Genomic DNA, 18,109 nt, shown 5'->3' with positions numbered 1-18,109 from the left:
CCGTTTAGCCTAAGCGTGATTTGGAGGAAAGTTGATGGAACGGCGATTGCACCCTGACAGCCATGAGCTACACGACTGGCCCATATACGGTCCCAAGGACCCGGAGATCGCCAATCTGGTTGACGCGCTCGCATACGACCATGGCCTGCGCGTTGGAGAGATCGAGGAAGTTATTTTGCGAGCGCTACGAGATCGTGTGTCAGCTGAAGAAGCGCGAAGTGGACACAGCTCTACCTGATGGGCTTTCGCGCTTCCGGGTGTGGTGCAAAATGTGGTATGTGTTATTTGTTATAAATATTTATGTAGTGTTATCATATTGATAAATGAAATGTATCGCACCCTTCGTCTCCGCCACCATCAGGATTGCTGGCGCCAGATCAGGTCCCTTGCGGGGCCTTTTTCTTTGGGTATCAACGACCTGTCCGGGACTGCTGGAGAGATCCGGTTGACACCGCCGGTGATCCTGCGCCTGTTGGTCGGGGCTCGGCAGAAAGGGAACATCCGATGGCGCATTTGAACCGCGTTTTGGCGCAGCGATTGATGGGTGCGCAGGGCATCGACGCGCTGGTGCTTTTCTCGCCCGAAGCTTTCGTCCACGCGACCGGCGGCGCGCCGGGGGTGGCGACGATGTGGCGGCAGGAGGGGGCGGTCGCCGTCCTGGTGCCGGCGGATCCCGACATGCCGGAAACCGTGGTCGTCAGCGACCTCTTCGCGGCCGCGTTGCGGCGCGGCAGCCATATCGGGGACATTCGCGAAAGTCCGATCTGGGTGGAAGCCATGACACTGACCGCGCTGGACCCTGACGGCGACCTTGCGTCCGTGTTCGGAGACGTCTGGGACGGGCGGCAGCGCCCTCCCGGCAACATCCGACCCGAGACGTTCGACCCCGCGGTCTGCTATCGTCATCTGCGCGACGCTTTGGCGGAGAAGGGCATGGCGTCGGGTCGGATCGGGGTGGAAATGTCGGCCGTGTCCGCGAATGGATACCCGGCGCTGGCCGATGCGCTGGCTCCCGCGGCGTTGGTCGATGGCACGGGGATCTGCCGCCGCCTGCGGGCGGTGAAATCCCCTGCCGAAATCGCCTTGCTGCGCCGTGCCGTGTCCGTGGCCGAAACGGGGATCGTCGCGGTCCGGGATGCCATCGGCCCCGGTGTCTCGCGCGGCGACCTTGCCGGGGCCTGGGCGGCGGCGGTGGCTTCGGCCGGGTCCGGCGCCCCGATGACAGGACACTGGGAATACATCTCGATCGGGACCGACCCCTGGGGCGGCGAGGCGGTGGCGGCGACGGGGGATCTGGTCAAGGTGGACGTGGGCTGCCTGATGCAGGGCTATACCTCCGACAGCGGCCGGACGTTCGTGGTGGGTCCGCCCCGGCGCGTCCAGACCGAACTGCACGACGCGCTGATGGCCGGGTTCGAGGCGGGGGCCGCGCTGCTGCACCCGGGGGTAGCGCTGTCGGAAGTTCACCGCGCCACGCAGGCCGCGATCCGGGGCAGGGGCCTGACGGGCTATTGCCGCGGTCACTTCGGCCACAGTCTCGGGACCGGGCCGGGAACCGAGGAATGGCCGTTCATTTCGGCCGGCGCCGGCACAAGCCTAGAGGCGGGCATGGTGATGGCATTCGAATGCCCGATCTATGTCAACGGGATCGGCGGGATGATCATCGAGGACCAGTTCGAGATCACGGAGGGCGGTCCGGTTTCGATGAACAGCCTGCCACGGGAGCTCGTGGCCTGCTGACAAGCGGCCCGTCGTCCCGCGACGGGCAGACCGACAGGCGGCGGTGGCTTGACCCGGTTCCGCCAAACCAGAATAAAGATGGGCAAGTGGCGCACGACGGGCCCCGTGCCATGTGAACCAGAAGGAGAAAGACCTTGAAGACGAAATTGCAGAACTGCGTATTCACCCTTGCTGCCGGCGCGATGCTGGCTCAACCGGCGCTGGCAGAGGAATGGCGCTTCAACAATTTCCTGCCCGAAACACGGCCGGAGTCCGCGCAGATCGACAAATTCGCGCAGGACGTGAATACCGCGCTTGCCGACAGGGACTTCTCGATCGAGGTCTATCACGGCGGGTCGCTCGGCATTCCGAACACCGATCTGTTGCGCGTGGTGCCCACGGGTGCCGTGGAAATGAGCCTGATGTGGTCGAACTACCTCGGGCGGGACGCGCCCGAACTCGGGTCGGTCTTCGTGCAGGGGGCGATCAGCACCGTGGACGAACTGAAGTCGGTGCTGCCCGTTGCGCAGGAGATCTACACCGAGGCGTATGATGACTGGGACATCACCACGGTCGGTTTCGTTGCCATTCCCACGCTGTCCGTCTCGGTCTTCTGCCGGAACGAGCCCGTGAATACGCTCGAACAGCTGCGCGACGTCAAGCTGCGGGTCTGGGCGCGCGAGCAGGTCGAGACCTTCACCAAGCTGGGCGTGGCCGCGCAGATCATCCCGCAGGAGGAAACCTACGTCGCCCTGCGGACCGGCGTGGTCGATTGTGCCCTGTACCCGGCGCTCTATGCCAGCACGATTTCCCTGCAGGAGGTGACGAAATACGCCTCGTTCCTCTATCCGATGGCCTCTGCGCCCTACACGATCGGGGTGCAGGACGCGCTGTGGGAGTCGACCGATCCCGCGATCAAGGATGCGATCACGGCCGCTGCCGACGACCTGTGGGAGCGCACGAACCAGTACGACGCCGACATCGAGAACGAGATGGCAGCGCGCGAGAAACTGAGCGAGCAGGGCATCGTCTGGGGCGAGGATTTCCCGCAGGCGGACCGGGAGCAGTTCGTCGAGGCGGTTTCCGAGACATGGGCGATGCTGGCGGAGGAAGCGGGCGGCGAAGCGCTGGATTACCGCGCGCGCATGCTCGAGGCGCTGGGCCGGTAAGCCGCCCTTGACCGGATTTCGGGATCACCTTGCGCGGGGGATGGATCGTCTGTCCCTCGCGCTGGCATTATGCGCCTGCCTGTGCATGGCGGCCATCGTGGGACTGGTCACGACCAGTGTCATCATGCGCCGCTTCGCGGGCACGCCGCTGCACATCACCGAGGACGTGGTGGGCCTGCTGCTCACGGCCATGCTGTTTCTGGCGCTTCCGCTGGTGACGCTGCGCGCACAGCACGTGCGGGTGTCGATCGTCGCGGATGCGCTTACGCCGCGTTTCGGCGGGGCCGTTCACGTGGCGGCGATGCTGGTCGGCATCGTCTTCTTCGGGTGGATCTTCATCAAGGCGCTGCCCTGGCTGGAATTCGCCTGGAAACGCAACCTCAGGTCAGAGACCGCGCGGCTGTTGCTGTATCCGTGGATGGCGGCCTTGCCGCTTTCCGTCGGGCTGACCTGGATCATCTTTGCCGCGCGCCTGCTCGGTCTGCTCGATCGCGAACGCTATCCCTCCATGCAGGAGACCTCCGCCCTGGACGGCGCCTCCGACACCTTCCGCAAGGAGGACTGAGGCGTGTTCTGGCCCTCCCTGATCGGAATTCTCGTCACTACCGCCGCCTCCGGCGTGGCGCTGGGCGCGGCGCTGGGCCTGACCGGGCTGGTATTGCTTCAGGTCTTTTCCAATGGCGCCACGGGTCTGGCTGTCGATGCGATCTGGAACGTCTTCAACTCCTTCACGCTGAGCGCGGTGCCGGTATTCATCCTGCTGGGAGAGATCCTGCTGCGCAGCGGGGTCAGCAACCGCGCCTATTCCGCCTTCGCACCGGTTTTCAGCAAGGTTCCGGGCGGGCTGCTGCACACCAACATCGCGGTTTGCACCATGTTTGGCGCGGTCAGCGGCTCGAGCCTGTCCACGGCCGCCGCGGTCGGCTCCGTCGCCTATCCGGAGATGACGCGGCGCGGATACGACAAGGACGTCATCGTCGGCAGTCTTGCGGGTGGCGGCACGCTGGGCCTGCTGATCCCGCCGAGCCTGTCCTTCCTCATCTTCGGCGCCCTGACCGAGACCTCGATCGGCCGTCTTTTCATGGCGGGGCTGGTGCCGGGCCTGATGATCGGGGCCGCGTTCATGATCTACGTGGCCATCAAGGCGATCCGCCATCCCCACGTCGCCCCGCGCGAGACGAGCCACCAGTCGCTTGGCGCAACGCTCCTCGGGCTGGGGCAGGTCTGGCCGCTGCTGCTTCTGATCGTTGCCGTGATCGGCAGCATCATCGGTGGGCTGGCGACGCCGACAGAGGCCGCGGCGCTCGGGGTCGTGCTGGCCACCGCGATCTCCTTCATCTGGGGCGACCTGACGCTCCGGTCTCTTGGCGAGTCGGTGTTTCACGCCACCCTGCTCTTTGCGGCGATCGGGTTCGTCGTCATGGGGGCGACGATCCTTGCGCAGTCGGTGAGCATCCTCGGCGTGCCGCAGCGCATCCTCAGCATGGTGGGGGACAGCGGGCTGGACCGCTACACCATCCTGATGCTGGTGGTGCTCGTGTACCTCGTGCTGGGATGTTTCTTCGACGGTCTGTCGCTGATGATCATGACCTTGCCGGTGGTCTTTCCGCTGCTAGTGGGGCTGGGGTACGATCCGATCTGGATCGGCGTGATGATCACCATCGTGATCGAGATCGGACAGGTCACGCCCCCGGTCGGCCTCAACCTGTCGGTGCTGGCCAGCCTGACGGGGAACGAGGTCAGCCTGGGCCGGGTGGCGCGCGCCACGGTGCCCTACTGGATCATCCACCTGCTGGCGATCGCGGTTCTCACGGCCTTTCCCGCCATTGCGCTGTTCCTGCCCGACCTGCTGTTCTGAGCATCGGGCGCGCGTCTCGTGCGCCCGCCGTCAGACGTAGCCTGCCACAACCTGCAGGATCTTGTAGGCGGTCGAGGCGTCGTTTTCGACCACGGCGAGAAACTCCTCCTTGCCGATGCGCAGGCACGTCAGGTCCGTCGCGGCACGCATGTCGAGCGCGCGGGGGACGTTGCGGATCAGGCCGAGTTCCCCCACCAGCGCGCCGGGCCCCGACGTGGTGATGAGCCGGTCCTCGCCGTCTTCCTGCGGCAGCAGCAGATCGGCCTCGCCCGAGAGGATGAGATAGGCGCCGCTGTCCGGATCGTCGCCCTTGCGGAACACCACCTCGCCCGCCTGCGCCTCGTACCAGCGCGCCCCGAAGGCCAGCAGGCGCAACTGCTTGCGTGCCAGTCCGGCAAAGAGGTCTGTTCGTTCCAGCGCGCGCAGCTTGCGCGCGAGGTCTGTGCTGACGGTCCTGTCCCCGGTCTCTTCCACCTCGGTGGCGAGGGACGAAAGCCGCCCCTGCTGCACCACGAACCGCCGGTCGAAGACCTCCGCCTCGTCAAAGCCGGACGCGAGGCAGACGATCGTCGTTTCGGGCAGCAGCGCGCGCAGCCGGTCGTGCAGCCCGCTGCGCTGGTCGGCGCCGTAGCTGGCCAGCACATTGTCGAGGATCAGGATGTCGGGGCGCTTGATCGCCGCGCGGCTGAGCGCGAGCGGCTCGCTGAGTTGCGCCGACAGGTTCGCGCCTCCCAGCGTGAGCGGCAGGTCGAAAAGCAGGCGCAGAACGGCGCTGTCCAGCCCTTCTTCCCTCAGCAGGTCCATGACCAGCCCCTGTACCGCGTCGCTGTCGCTCCCCTCCGGCAGCTTGCCGAAAAGGGCGTTTTCGAGAACTGTCATCCCCTCGATCGGCGCGGCGCGATCGAGGGGCAGGAAAACGCCTGCCATGCTGTCCCGCAGCGCGGCGCCGTGCTGCGCCCGCATCTCGAGCACGCGGTCGATGATGTCCGGGAAGGCGGTGCCGATCTTCTCGGCGGGGATCACGAAGGGAACGGCGAGCAGCCGGGCCTTCTGTTCCGGGTCCAACGGCTCGTTCCGCCGGTGCCGCGGCAGCAGGTCCAGTGCCGCGCCATAGGTTTTGGGGTCGAGCCCCAGCTTGCGGAACAGCGGATGGTCGGTGCCGTCGTGCCCGAAGATCTGGCGCAACAGTTCGACAAGGTCCGCCGCGAGGTTGAGCAGGTCCGCTTCCAGCTGCAACTGGTCCAGCAGGGCCATGAAGTCGGTTTGCTGGGCCAGCAGGGTCGCGGTGACCGGGACGCGGGGGGTGGCGAACAGCAGGTTTTCGGCCAGTGGCATGGTCGTCGTGTAGGTCTGCGGGTCGAAGAACCCGACCTGGGCCGAAAGCCCTGCGGTCGCGATCCGTTCGGCAACCGGGCCGCGCAGCTCCACCAGCGCGGCTGCAAGGTGAGGGTGCGCGTCGGGATAAAGGCGCAGGTCCGTCGCCCGGCGCAGCAGCGTGTCCTCGATGCCCATGCCCCGCACAAGGCTCATCCACCAGGTCCCAAGCTCTTCCACGCTCGCGGCACCTGCCGCCGACATGTCCAGCCAGTCCGCGCTCAGGGGGTCGGGGCTGTTGCCCGTGCGGGCGCTTTCATGGGCATCCGGCCCGTGGGCCGCATCGCGCGGCGCGCGGCGAAGGGCCATGTTGATGTTTTCGCCCAGATTTCCCTGGAAAAGGACCGGGTTCGAGGACGCATGCCCGATCCGGGCGGCGATGGTGGCCTGGTGCAACTGGTCCAGCGGGTGGCCCGCCACGACGACGCTGCCGCTGGCGGGCATGACCTCGCGCGTGAGCAGGGCCGCGATTGCGCGGCGATCCTCGTCGCTGGGCGCGCTGATCCCCACGGTGCTGCCCCGCGGAAAGGTCGCCGTGATCCCGTCCAGCACCGCATTGCCGTCCGCGTCCTCGACCGACACGCCGTTCAGGTCGATATCGCCGGCGAGGGAGGGCAGGGTATCGGGATATCCCTCGAACAACCTGTCGTCGATCATGCCGGGAGGGGCGAAGCGCTCGGTGATGGTCTCCCACCGGACTGCCATGTCCTGCGTCTGGTTGTAATAGTCGAGCAGTTCCTTCCAGGGGCTGGCGAGATCCTTGTAGGCCGCCAGCGCCGCCACCAGCGCGCCCACCGTGATGTCCCCGGTGATCGCGAGGTAACCCCCGATGCTGTAGAAGAAGAAGGGGGTGAGCTGTCCGATGAAGTTGTTGATGAACTTCATGAAGAACTTCTTCTGGAAGATCTCGAACCGGATGGCGTAAAGCCGCCCCAGCCGGTCCGAGATCAACGCCAACCGGTAGCGCCAGCCGCCATTGGTGCGCAGGGTGGAGGCGCCCGCGGCGCTTTCCCCGATCTCGGCGGCGAGGGCCCTCACCTCGATCACCCGGCGCTTGTTCAGCTGGTTGATGTGTCTTTGCAGGCGCGGGATCAGCCACGCCTGAAGCGGGATCAGCGCGCAGGCCGCCACCCCGAACGCGAAACTCTGCAGGAACAGGAACGCGAGGATCGTCGCCATCTGGCCCGCCTGCAGCACCGGCTGGGCGAGCGCATCGCCCATGAGCCCGCCCATCGGCTCTGCCTCGGAGGTCACCATGGAAACCAGTTCGCCCTGACTCGTCCGTTCGAAATAGGGCGCGGGAAACCGCAGGATGCGGGCGATCAGCGTGAACCGCAGACGCCGCAGCAGGCGTTCCGACAGCACCCCCTTCATGGTGTTGATGCGCATTTTCATCATGCCGTGCAGAAGCACCGACAACAGGAACAATCCGCACAGCGCCATGAGGAACGTGATCTGCCCGACCTGGTATCCCCAGACCTCGACCGTGTCGCTCTGGGCGCCGATGGCATCGTTGATGATCCGCTTGGGCAGTTCAAGCGTGAGGTAGAGCAGCGGAAAAAGCGACAGAGTGACCAGCAGCAGAACCAGTTGGTCCCGCCTGGAGTGCTTCCATATGAAGGAAAAGAGAGAGCGTTCTATCGGAAATTTCCAAAAAAGGCAAAGAAATGCGGCGGCCCGGTTCAGGCGGGATCAACTCCGGAGGTTAGCAACTTGCACGCCGCCAGATCAAATGATTTGCGATGGCGCGTTCGCGCGTTAAGCTTGGGCAGTTCAGGAGGGTTTCCCGCGTGACGACCGAAATGCAGGCGATGCTGCTCTTGCTGACGCTTCTGCAGGTGAAACACCTGTTCGCCGACTACTTCCTTCAGACGCAGAGGATGCTGCGGGACAAGGCGCGCTATGTCCACGTGGGGCGTGCCCAGCACGCGGGGTTGCACGCGGCGATGTCCCTTGTCGCGTTTCTGCTGGTCGGTGCCGCGCCTGCGGTGGCTGCCGTGATCTGCCTGGCCGAGGGGGTCGCCCATTTCCATATCGACTGGCTCAAGGGGCGGCACGGCGCGCGGTCGGGGCAGGGGCCGGACCAGGCAGGCTATTGGCGGGCCTTCGGTGTGGACCAGCTGATGCACCAGCTGACCTATGTCGCGATGCTCTGGGCCTGGCTCGTCTGGGGCTGACCTGTCAGTCCAGCGCGGTCAGATCCTTTTCGATCCGCCGGGCAAGCCCTGACCACCGGATGGTGCGGGTGGCAGTCAACGCCGCCTCCAGTGCCGCGCGCGCGGCTTGCGGCCTTCGCCGTGACAGCAGGGTCATTGCCCTGCCGTGCAGGGCCAGCGCGATCACGCCCTGCAGTTCCGCATCGCGGCCGAGCTCTGCCGCCCGGTCGAAGTGTGACAGCGACTGGGACCGGGCGAAAGGTGCCCGGCGGATCAGGAACCCGGCGTTGCGTGCCACGCTGGCAAGGCCCTGCGGGCCGCCGCTCGGCCCGATAGTGCGGTAGATCGTGCCGAGGGCGACATGCCCCAGTGCCGCGACCTGAACCGCACCGGCCTTTCGCGCCCGGGCGATGGCGTTCTCGATGCGCAGCACCCCATCCGCGAGATCGCCCTGAACCGTTTGGGCGAACCCGATGGCCGCCTCCACCGGGGGTGCAAGCCCTTCAAGGCCGAGGCCATGGATATCCTGCCTCAGGTGTCGAAGCCGACGCAGGCCGCCTTCGGCGTCCCCGGTCATGGCGCTGCACAGCGCCGCGACGCACAGTGCCATCAGGCGGTCCGGCTCACTGACAGCGGACTGTGCCCCCTGTTCCGCCAGTGATCGGCCAGACTGCCAGTTTCCGCCAAGCGCCTCGCCAATCGCCATGTAGAGCGCCCCGTGGGTCTGTGCGGCGGGCAAGACTTTCGCCTTGCCCTGTGCCTGCAACGCGCGGCCCTTTTCGAGGGCGCGATCCACGTCGCCCCTCAGGAGGCTGCCCCAGCAGTCGAGAACGTCGAGCCGGAGGCGGTCGCCTGCTGGCGGCGTGCCGTCCCAGAGTTGGACGATCCGATGTGTCGTGTCGCGCAGGTCGTCCGGGAACCCCGGGCCGGGGGCGGTGCAATGCTGTGCCATCAGACCCAGCGCGGCGTCGGTGATCGCCTCCCTGTCGCCGCTCCGCTCCCCGATGGCCTGTGCCCGCTCGAACAGCGCGGCTGCCCGGTCAAACCGCCCGGCGCGGCGATGGGCCGTTCCGAGGAGCGTCAGCACCTTTGCCTCCTCGGGCACGGTCTCGAGCTGTGCCAGTCGCGCGCGGTGGCGGTCGGACAGCGATATCATCCGCCCCGACGCGCCGCGCCAGTGCAGCACCTCGAACCAGTCCGAAAACAGGCGGCCCATGACAGCCGGCGAGGGGTGAGCGCGTTGTCCTCGATCAGGTCCATGGCCCGTTGGAACAGGGCGTCAGCGCTCTCCAGCGCGAACAGGCGGAGGTTGTGCCGGCCGGCTACGACGAGATGGCGTACCGCGTCGTCGGCCATACCGGCCGCATAGAAGTGATGCGCGCGTATCGAAGGCGCCGAAAGATCGTTGCCGTGGTGTCCAAGCGCTTGGGCAATGCGCCCGTGAAGCGCTCGCCGCTGGCGGTCGGTCAGCGTCTCGAAGATCGCCTGCTGCACGCTTGGGTGCGTGAAGCGATGGCCGCCGGGCAGGGGCAGGATCAGCGCCTCGTCGATCGCCTCCTGCCAGGGGGGCGGTCCCGGCGGGCCGCCCTTCCTTGTCACCTCGGCGATGACATCGGGATCGTACCACATGCCCATCACCGATGCGGCCTGCACATGGCGCCGGCAGTCGGGCCCCAGCGCATCGATCCGCGCGGCGACCGTGGCGTTCAGGGTCCGTGGAACCACCGGGCCGTCCCTGCCTTCCCCATCGCCGCCCGTGCGCGCCAGAAGCCGCCCGATCTGTTCCGCGTGCAGCGGATTGCCACCGGCCGCCGCCGTGGCCCTGTCGACCAGGTTGGGTGCATGGGGTCTGCCAGACATCGCAGAGCTGACCACCGCCGCGACCGCCCTGTCCCCTAGGGGCTTGGGCAGGATGCGCGTGGCCCGCGCATGCAACAGCCAGGCGGGCTGGAAGTCCGGCGTGCAGGTCACCAGCAGGAGAAGGGGCATGTCCTTGTCCAGCGTCAGAAGCCGCTCGATCACGTCGAGGGTGCCGGCATCGGCGAGGTGCAGGTTCTCCACCGTGAGCACGACGGGGCGCTGTCGACAGGCCGCCGCGATCAGATCCACGATGCCTTGACGCAGGCGCGCGCCGGCCACATCGGGGCCGTCGTTCGCCTCGTCGCTTCCGTTCAGCAGCACCGACAGACCGCGCAGCGCGGGCCCCGGCGCGAGACCGCACCTTGCCAGCAGGCGATCCGCGCCGCGCCTGATCCGGGCGGGAGGCGCGTCGGCAGGCAGGTGAAGGGCGGCACGGAACATTTCGATGAAGGGGAGGAAGGGCTGGCCCCGACCCTCGGCCCGGCACGCAGCATCGAGCCGTCGGACCCGGTCACGCGGCAAGGTTCGCAGAAATTCCCGTAGCAGGCGTGATTTGCCGATACCCGGCACGCCCCGGACCTCGGCCATCGCGACCTGCCCCGCGAGCGCACGCTGGAAAACGTCCTCCATCTGCGCCAGTTCGAGGTCGCGGTCCATGAATTCGGCTGCCTCGGAGGCCCCGGGAAAAGGCGCGGTGACGGTGCGTTTCTGCCTGTTCTTGTGATCGGCTGACATGCAAACGGTCCCCTGCGTCATAGTCACCCACGCCCGAGGGCGGTGCAAGGCGGCAGGCCGGGACTGCCCGCGCTTTGTGCACCTGTCGCAGTCAAATCGGGCGCCGCGCGGCCTGCCCGAGGGAAATCGGGGCTGCGCTGCGCCTTTGCCGTGCAGACCGGCGCGAAAATATCAATCTATGGTAGAGATACAGGAGAGCCAACATCCAATGGATGTGGTGCAGAATCGGCACATCGCGTTCCGATCTTTCAGGTTTGAAGTTTGACAGAGTCCATTAAACTACTAGAACTAGAGGCAACCGAAGCGCAAGGTTTCCGTCGAGAGACTTCGGAAAACAAGGATCTGAAGGGTCCGGTCATTGAGCGGGTAGCAAGTGGGCATGGTGAAGCGCCGATGAGGAAACTTGAGCTGCTGCTGGGAGCCGCGTGCCTTGTGGTCACGATCGCTCTTTTCGGCCTGAACCTCAATCAGATCCGCCTGAAAGCCGAGACGGAGTTCGCGCATCTCACCGAGGAAGGTGTCGAGAACCTTCAGCACCGCATGCAGACCTACCTGCAAAGCCTCAAGGGACTGGCCGCCTACCTGCGGGCCTCGGAAGAGGTGACCGAGGCCGAGTTCGAGATCTTTGCCGAAACACTGAGCCTCGACGAGTTGCTTGTCGGGATCAACGGCGTTGGCATGATCGAGCCGGTAAAATCGGAAAACCTTGAGAGGTTCCTGGGGAATACCCGCGTGCAGACGCGGTCCAGTTTCGATGTGCACCCGAAAACGCCGGGTCCGGATCATTTCATCATCACGCGGATCGCCCCGCTGGCGCGAAACATCGAGGCTCTGGGGCTGGACATCACCTTCGAGGAAGGCAGACGAGAAGCGGCCCGCCGCGCGCGACAGACGGGCGAGCCGCAACTGACACCGCGCATCCTTCTCGTTCAGGACGAGACCAAGCAGCCCGGCTTTCTGCTGCTGCTGCCCGTTTGGGACACGCTTTTCGTGCCGGAGCAGGGGGGCACGATACAGGGCGAGTTCCTCGGTTGGGTCTATGCGCCCTTTATCGGTCAGCGGCTGCTCACCGACCTGTCGCCGAACCAGGGGCGGGGCTATCACATCAGGGTGTACGACGGGCCGGAGGCCGACCCGGAGAACATCATATTCGACAGTGCCGCCGGCGAGCTCGAGGCAGGCTCGATCGGCATCTACGCCAATACCTATACCATCATGAACTACGGTCGCCCCTGGACGCTGGAGTTCCGCAGCACGCCGCTGTTCGACTCCTATTTCCCGCGAAACACCGCCTTCGGTGTCATGGCTGCGGGGATCCTGCTGACGGCGATGCTGCTGTTCCTCATCCGGTCGCTGGCCGCGCGGAGCGAGGCGCTGGCACAGGTGGCCGATCTGCGGGCGCGGCAGGTCAGCGCGCAGGAAGAGGCGAACCGCGCCGTTGTCCACAACGCGGTGATCCCGGTCTTCATCCTGAACGCCGAGCAGCAGATCCTCTTTGCCAACCAGGCCGCGCACGATTGTTTCGGCTACCCGCCGCAGAGCCTGATCGATCTGCGTTTCGACGACCTCGTGACGGACCTGTCCGCGCTGTCCGAAGACCAGATGTTCAACGCGACGGGAACCCGGCGCGATGGCACGGGGCTGATCCTCGATCTGCAGCGCAACGCCTGGGTGACCCACGAAGGCGCGGAAAGAATCACTGCGATCGTCCGGGACATGACCGGCGAATACGAGGCGATCGAGGAAACGGCGGAAATGAAGACCCGGTACGACCGCGCGCTTCAGGGGGCCAGGATCGGCGTGTTCGACATCGACCTGCGCACCGGCAAGTCCGAGGTCAGCGACACCTGGCGGCAGATCATGGGCTTTGTCACCGAGGAAGACAACGCGGATACGCAGACCACCTTCCTGAGCCGTGTGCATCCCGATGATCTGCCCATCCTCGAAAAGGCCGACCGCGACTGCATCGAACAGCGCACGCCCCGCTCCATCGCCGAATACCGCGTGAAGGTCGGCGAGGATACCTGGCGCTGGATGCGGTCCGATGCGGTGGTGGTCGAGCGCGACGAGGCCGGGCGCGCCCTGCGGATGATCGGGGCGCAGACGGATGTGACCAAGCTGCGTCACGAACGCAACGCCCTCGAGGCCAGCGAGAAACAGTTCCGGCAGGTTTTCACCTCGGCGCCCATCGGCATGGTCCTTCTGGACGAGGGCGGCAAGTTCCACGGCGTGAACCCCGCCTTCTGTGCGCTGTGCGGCTATGACGAGGCGACGCTGGTCGCCGATCTGCGGATGTCGGACGTGCTGCCGAGGGAAGAGATCAAGGCCATCGCGTCCCGCTTGGCGGAAATGCTCGGAAGCGGCGCGTCGCAGGTCTACAGCGGGCAGCACCGGTTCATCCACCGCAGCGGCGAGGAACGGTGGTGCCTGCTGCACATCTCGTGGTTCTTCGACCGCAACGCCGGGCGAAATGCCTTCATCGCGCAGGTCAACGACATCACCGAGCTCAAGAAGGTGGAGCAGATGAAGAACGAGTTCGTGGCCACCGTCAGCCACGAACTGCGCACCCCGCTCACCTCGATCAAGGGCGCTCTCGGGCTGATCGGCGCGATGGATGATTTCGAAGTGCCCGCCAAGGTCGAACGACTGCTGGAGATCGCGCGCAACAACGCCGACAACCTTGCCGATATCGTCAACGACATCCTCGACCTCGAAAAAATCTCGTCGGGCGAGATCGCCTTCGACTTCCAGCGCACGTCGATGAACGAGATCATCTCGGAAGCGGTGGAAGAGATGGGGCCCTACGCCGTCGCCCACAGGAACACGCTGACGCTGGACCTGCCGCGCGCGCCGCTGCGGGTGTCGGCTGATCCGGGCCGGACCCGGCAGGTTCTGGCGAATCTCATCTCGAACGCCTGCAAGTACTCCGACCCGAACACGCAGGTGCTGATCAAGGCCGAAGAGGTCGCGGATCAGGTCATCGTCTATGTGCAGAACACCGGCCCGGCCATCCCCGAATCCTTCCGCCACCGGATCTTCGATGCCTTCACGCAGGCAGACGGGTCCGACACCCGGACCAAGGGCAGCACCGGGCTGGGGTTGAACATCGCCAAGCGGATCGTCCGCCGGCACGAGGGGGAGATCGGTTTCGAAAGTACCGGGCAAGGGGTAACGGTGTTCTGGTTCACCTATCCGCTGGATCAGCAGGCGGTGCAGGACGACACACCGCCCGAGGCGCGCAGGGTCAGCCGGACCGGGAAACTGGACGTGCTGCACGTGGAGGACGACAGCGACTTTGCCGAAGTCCTGCAATCCGGCCTGTCGGACGTGGCCCGCATTCACCACGTCCGCAGCATCGCCGAGGCGCGGATCGAGATCGCCCGCCACAAGCTGGACGTGATCATCCTCGACTGGGCGCTGCCCGACGGTGACGCGGCAATCCTTCTGGACGAGATCGCGGCGCTGGATCATCCGGTGCGCGTCGTCGGCCTGTCGTCGGATGGCGAACGGGGGCAGGACGGCCGGGTCAGCGCCAACCTCGTGAAATCGCGCGCCGAGATGCGGACCATCGCGGAGCACGTTCTGGGCGGCCAGATCAAGGCTTCCTGACGGCCGGGCCACTTCGGCTCAATTCTTGTTCTAATTCGCCATATTTCTGCCAGTTTGATCCGGCATCTCTACTGCACGATCCGCACCAACCCGAAAATCGCCCGGTGCGATCGTGATAGAATTTGAGGCCATTCATGCGTTCGTCCGAGACAAAATTGAATATTTTCAAGAATGTAACTCTCGGCGGTGGTGCTGCGATCAGCTGGTACGCCGTCAGCGCCGCTTGGATGCCGGAACAATCGGGCACAATCGTGCCGGCGATTGGCGGCATCGCCATCGCCGCCTTGCTTCCGACCTATTTGGGCGCGCGGCGGGCGCGCTACGTCAACGACCGGCAGTCGCTGGCGCTGGGACAGCGCATCGACGTGCTGAACGATCATGCCATCGTCAACGTGGTGGATCGCGATACGAAGCTGGTCGAGGTGAACGACCGGTTCGTCGAGGCGACGGGCTTCAGCCGGGAGGAACTGATCGGCACATCGATGCACGACCTTTACCGGGATGACGAGGGCACCCTGGCCGAGGAAATCCACGCGAACCTGAAGAGCGGCAAGGGTTGGAACGGAGAGACGCCCATCCGGCGCAAGGATGGCTCCGCGATCTACACTCACACCACAGTGCGTCCCATCTACGACCTGGACGGTACCTGGATCGGGTCGATCTCGGCCCGGACGGACGTGACGGAGACCCACGAACTCCTCGCGTCGCGCGATATCGCGCAGGTCATGGACGAGATGAAGGACGACGTTTGGATCGTGGACTGCGATCTCATGGCGGCCACCTACATGAACAAGGTCGCGCTCGGGCGGCTCGGCATCCGGCGGGCGACAGGCGAAGTTGTGCCTCTGGGCAACCTGCGCAGCGTCGCCGGGGTCGGCAGCATCATCACGACCTGCCGCGACATGCGGGCAACCGGGGCGGACAACGCCCAGTTCGAGACGGAATTCTGCGGCAAGCCCTTCCACATCAGCGTGACCCGGCTGAAGGTCGGCACCCTGAAGGGCCGGTTCATGGTCCTGATGTCCGACATGTCCAAGCGCGTGGCCGAAGAACAGCGCAAGTCGGACTTCATTTCGACCGTCAGCCACGAACTGCGGTCGCCGCTGACGTCGATCAAGGGGGCCATGGGCCTGCTGCTGTCGCGCGCCGCGGGTCAGCTTCCCGACAAGGCGGTCAGCATGCTCGAGATCGCGCACCGCAACGCCGACCGGCTCGTGCTCATCATCAACGACATTCTCGACCTCGAGAAAATCGCCGCCGGACGCATGGAGTTCGACCGGCGCGACGTGAATCTCACGGACCTTGTCGAAGAGACGAAGAACGCGAACACGACCATGCACCATCAATTTTCGGTAAGGGTCGAGAACACGTCGGGGACCGACCCGGTCTGGATCAACACCGATCCGAACCGGATCATCCAGGTTCTGAACAACTTCCTGTCCAACGCCTGCAAGTTCTCCCGTCCGGGCAGCACCGTGCGCATCCTCTTGGAGGACCACGGCGATTCGGTGCGGGTCGCCGTCAAGGATCAGGGCGAAGGCATCCCGATCAAGGACCAGCACAAGATCTTCGAGCGTTTTGCGGATATGCAAAATTCCAACAGATCCGTCAAAGGTGGCACCGGATTGGGCCTGAGCATATGCAAGGCTATTGTGGAAGGCCTCGGAGGCACTATAGGTTTCGAGACGACGGAAGGCATGGGGACGACGTTCTACTTCGTCCTTCCGAAACGAGAAACCTGGAGGGAAAGCCTCGTTGCGGACAACATCGTCAAGATGCGCAACGCGTCCTGAACAACAGTACGAGTAGCCGATGCTGAAATTGATCCATGTGGAAGACGACGCCGATATCCGCGAGATCGCGAAGATGTCGCTCGATCTGGCCGGTGACTTCGAAGTCGTCCAGTGCGACTGTGGAGAGGACGCGTTGGAAAAGGTTCAGGATTACACGCCCGACGTCATTCTGCTCGACATGATGATGCCGGGCATGACGGGCCGTCAAACTCTCGAGGAAATGCGCAAGCTGCCTCATCTCGCGGATGTACCGGCGATCTTCATGACCGCGCGCGCCCAGCACGCGGAGATTGAGGAACTGCGCAACGTCGGAGCCGCCGACGTCATCAGCAAACCCTTCGATCCGATGTCGCTGGCCGACCAGATCAAGAACGCGATCCGCAAGTAACCCGGACATTTCGGCGCACAAGCAAAAACCCCGCTGCCTGGGCAACGGGGTAGGGGTCGTCTTTTGACGGGAATGCCGTTGCCGCGCGGCGGGGGTCAGGCCGCCTCGCGCAGGGTCTCCTCGCACTGCTTCACGAAAAGATCCATGTGATGGACGATCTCGCCCGGACAGATGGCCAGATCGGCGTCCGGACCTTCAAGGTGGGCGATCACCTCGGCCTCGCATTCGCGGGCGGCCGAGCCCAGTTCCGCGAAACCGAGCGAGCCGGCGGTGCCGGCGATCTGATGGAGGATGGCCTTTGCGGCTTCGAGGTTGCCGTTGATGTCCTCCAGCGTTTCGCCGTCCCAGGCGTTCAGCGCGTGTTCCGCGATCCGTGCCTGACGGTCCGCCAGCATCTCGATGAATCTGGCGCGCACCTTGGCCAGTCCCGGCAGCTCTTCTACCATGTCCTTCATGCGATCTGTCCCATGTTCCAGTAGTCGGTCTGCGATTTGCCGTGCTGTGCGCTGGCGGCCTCTGCCGTCGCATGTGCCGTCGCGAGCGCATCCATGACGGCGGCGCCGCTCTTCCAGATCAGGCGGACGACATCGCCACCCGAAACGCGCGGATGCAGACGCTCACCCGCGTTGTTGTAAAGCTCGGTACGTGCCAGCGACAGGTTCACGGCATCCACCAGCTGACCCATGTCGGGGCGCCAGCCGCTTTCGGTGATGCACACGAAGGTGCCGCTGCCCGCGTAGGACATCAGGAACTGGTGCCCGTGCAGCGTGTCCGAGATCACCTCGGCCACATCCGATACGAGGCTGTAGAACTCGAACGGGGTCATCGTGGCGTGGTACTGTTCGATCTCGCGGACCGTGAAGGCAAAGGTGGACGAGCCAAAGAGCGAACTGCGCGTCAGTTGTTGCACGTAGTTTTCCATCGCCACGTATTCGATCACGTTGTCGACGTCGTGGATGGAGATCGGCTCGTGCAGTTCCACCGCGTCCGATCCGGCGCGCGCGCCGACGGCGGTCGCGGCAAAGATCTTGCGGGTCCGCGCACGGCGCCCTTCGATCATGCCCGCCACGAGGCCCAGACGGGCCTTGAGCTCGGCCACCTCGAAGGGCTTAGTCACGTAGTCGGTCGCACCGGCGGCAAAGGCGCCGTCGATATAGCGTTTGTCCGCCATCGCGGTCAGCATCAGGATCGGCGTGTCCGCGTAGCGGGCCATCATCCGGATGCGCCGCGTCAGTTCGATCCCGTCCATGCTCGGCATCTGGATATCCAGCATGAAGCAATCGAAGGTGCCCGTGGCTTCTGTCCGCAGCAGGTCCAGCGCCTCTGCGCCTGATTCCGCCGTGGTCAGCTCGTGACCGCCCACGGCCTCGATGAACTGGGTCAGCAGTTCCATGATGATGGGGTCGTCGTCCACCGCGAGTATTTTCATCGGTCTCTCCACCACATTG

13 protein-coding genes are annotated in these 18,109 nt (G+C 65.1%); 8 read left to right on the top strand and 5 right to left on the bottom strand.

Annotated elements, in window-relative coordinates:
• Positions 1-504 precede the first annotated feature (504 nt).
• The 4 genes from BOO69_RS13285 to BOO69_RS13270 all read left to right on the top strand — a co-directional run bounded on the left by BOO69_RS13285 (position 505) and on the right by BOO69_RS13270 (position 4,746).
• Positions 505-1,740, top strand: a complete 1,236-nt coding sequence (locus tag BOO69_RS13285; RefSeq protein ID WP_071972595.1) for a M24 family metallopeptidase — start codon at positions 505-507, stop codon at positions 1,738-1,740.
• A 134-nt stretch (positions 1,741-1,874) separates the two neighbouring features.
• On the top strand, positions 1,875-2,888 hold the full coding sequence (gene dctP, locus BOO69_RS13280; protein ID WP_237267461.1) for a TRAP transporter substrate-binding protein DctP: 1,014 nt from the start codon (positions 1,875-1,877) through the stop codon (positions 2,886-2,888).
• A gap of 40 nt (positions 2,889-2,928) precedes the next feature.
• Positions 2,929-3,453, top strand: a complete 525-nt coding sequence (locus BOO69_RS13275; protein ID WP_172839542.1) for a TRAP transporter small permease — start codon at positions 2,929-2,931, stop codon at positions 3,451-3,453.
• 3 nt (positions 3,454-3,456) lie between these two features.
• Positions 3,457-4,746 carry a TRAP transporter large permease gene (locus tag BOO69_RS13270; RefSeq protein ID WP_071972594.1) on the top strand — a complete coding sequence of 430 codons (1,290 nt, stop codon included), beginning with the start codon at positions 3,457-3,459 and terminating at the stop codon, positions 4,744-4,746.
• Between the two features lie 30 nt (positions 4,747-4,776).
• Here BOO69_RS13270 and BOO69_RS13265 read toward each other — a convergent pair whose 3' ends face one another.
• Complete coding sequence (locus tag BOO69_RS13265; protein ID WP_083545524.1) at positions 4,777-7,704, bottom strand: ABC transporter transmembrane domain-containing protein; 2,928 nt, start codon at positions 7,702-7,704, stop codon at positions 4,777-4,779.
• A gap of 206 nt (positions 7,705-7,910) precedes the next feature.
• Between BOO69_RS13265 and BOO69_RS13260 the strand changes: the two genes are divergently transcribed.
• Entirely contained in the window at positions 7,911-8,297 is a 387-nt protein-coding gene (locus BOO69_RS13260; protein WP_071973823.1) for a DUF3307 domain-containing protein, read from the top strand.
• 4 nt (positions 8,298-8,301) lie between these two features.
• Here BOO69_RS13260 and BOO69_RS13255 read toward each other — a convergent pair whose 3' ends face one another.
• Together BOO69_RS13255 and BOO69_RS13250 are read right to left on the bottom strand one after the other, a co-directional pair.
• On the bottom strand, positions 8,302-9,492 hold the full coding sequence (locus BOO69_RS13255) for a hypothetical protein (RefSeq protein WP_071972592.1): 1,191 nt from the start codon (positions 9,490-9,492) through the stop codon (positions 8,302-8,304).
• Positions 9,429-10,871: an ATP-binding protein gene (locus BOO69_RS13250; protein WP_071972591.1), complete on the bottom strand. Its 1,443-nt coding sequence runs from the start codon at positions 10,869-10,871 to the stop codon at positions 9,429-9,431. Before BOO69_RS13250 ends, BOO69_RS13255 begins: the two co-directional genes overlap by 64 nt.
• A 393-nt stretch (positions 10,872-11,264) precedes the next feature.
• Here BOO69_RS13250 and BOO69_RS13245 point away from each other — a divergent pair, with 393 nt between their 5' ends.
• From BOO69_RS13245 to BOO69_RS13235, 3 genes are all read left to right on the top strand, one after another.
• Positions 11,265-14,480: a CHASE domain-containing protein gene (locus BOO69_RS13245; protein ID WP_071972590.1), complete on the top strand. Its 3,216-nt coding sequence runs from the start codon at positions 11,265-11,267 to the stop codon at positions 14,478-14,480.
• 155 nt (positions 14,481-14,635) lie between these two features.
• Positions 14,636-16,273: a PAS domain-containing sensor histidine kinase gene (locus BOO69_RS13240; RefSeq protein ID WP_172839540.1), complete on the top strand. Its 1,638-nt coding sequence runs from the start codon at positions 14,636-14,638 to the stop codon at positions 16,271-16,273.
• Between the two features lie 19 nt (positions 16,274-16,292).
• Entirely contained in the window at positions 16,293-16,661 is a 369-nt protein-coding gene (locus BOO69_RS13235; RefSeq protein WP_071972588.1) for a response regulator, read from the top strand.
• Between the two features lie 95 nt (positions 16,662-16,756).
• Here BOO69_RS13235 and BOO69_RS13230 read toward each other — a convergent pair whose 3' ends face one another.
• On the bottom strand, positions 16,757-17,116 hold the full coding sequence (locus BOO69_RS13230; protein ID WP_237267460.1) for an Hpt domain-containing protein: 360 nt from the start codon (positions 17,114-17,116) through the stop codon (positions 16,757-16,759).
• Positions 17,113-18,090, bottom strand: coding sequence for a response regulator (locus BOO69_RS13225; RefSeq protein ID WP_071972587.1), 978 nt, complete (start codon positions 18,088-18,090; stop codon positions 17,113-17,115). Before BOO69_RS13225 ends, BOO69_RS13230 begins: the two co-directional genes overlap by 4 nt.
• Positions 18,091-18,109: the final 19 nt, after the last annotated feature.

It is taken from the genome of Sulfitobacter alexandrii, from assembly GCF_001886735.1.
Lineage (GTDB): Bacteria > Pseudomonadota > Alphaproteobacteria > Rhodobacterales > Rhodobacteraceae > Sulfitobacter > Sulfitobacter alexandrii.
This window is presented reverse-complemented; position numbering and strand designations above follow the sequence as displayed.